Origin of the sequence: Mesorhizobium sp. (assembly GCF_004962925.1) — a bacterium.
In the GTDB taxonomy this organism is placed as follows: domain Bacteria; phylum Pseudomonadota; class Alphaproteobacteria; order Rhizobiales; family Rhizobiaceae; genus Mesorhizobium.
Genome location: NZ_SUEO01000102.1, coordinates 13265 through 14072, shown reverse-complemented (window position 1 = coordinate 14072; position 808 = coordinate 13265). Strand labels below are relative to the sequence as shown.

Genomic DNA, 808 nt, shown 5'->3' with positions numbered 1-808 from the left:
GTCCGCCACTCCCTTGGTGCGAAGGGAGGCTGCGTAACGCGAAGAGTACGAAAACCTCTTTCCTGAGGGCCGTAAACCGGCCTTCAGGAAACGGGTTTTCTCCCGTTTTGGCCGGCCACCGACAGGTGGCGGGTGAACAAATTAAAGGTCGCCGCCGAGGTGGCCGAGAATGCAAGGCGAGCCGCGGCGAGGCTCGCCCCGAGAATCGAGCTAAGGAGCGACGATGGCCCAGACACAAACTTTCAATGGCCGCAGACGCGTACGCAAATTCTTCGGAAAGATCCCGGAAGTTGCGGAGATGCCGAACCTGATCGAGGTTCAAAAGGCATCCTATGACCAGTTCCTGATGGTGGAGGAGCCCAAGGGCGGGCGTCCTGACGAGGGACTGCAGGCGGTTTTCAGGTCGGTCTTCCCGATCTCCGACTTTTCCGGCTCCTCGATGCTGGAATTCGTGAAGTACGAGTTCGAAGGACCGAAATTCGACGTTGACGAATGCCGTCAGCGCGACCTGACCTATGCCGCGCCACTCAAGGTGACGCTGCGCCTGATCGTGTTCGATATCGACGAGGATACCGGCGCCAAGTCGATCAAGGACATCAAGGAGCAGGACGTCTACATGGGCGACATGCCGCTCATGACCTTGAACGGCACCTTCATCGTCAACGGCACCGAGCGTGTCATCGTCTCGCAGATGCACCGTTCGCCGGGCGTCTTCTTCGACCATGACAAGGGCAAGTCGCACTCGTCCGGCAAGCTGCTGTTTGCCGCGCGCGTCATCCCCTATCGCGGCTCGTGGCTCGACATCGAG

At 59.7% G+C, this 808-nt stretch carries 1 pseudogene; it reads left to right on the top strand.

Features of this window, described 5'->3' with window-relative positions:
• Nucleotides 1-223: 223 nt before the first annotated feature.
• Nucleotides 224-808, top strand: a pseudogene (locus E5W87_RS19885) (DNA-directed RNA polymerase subunit beta); the annotation flags it as partial.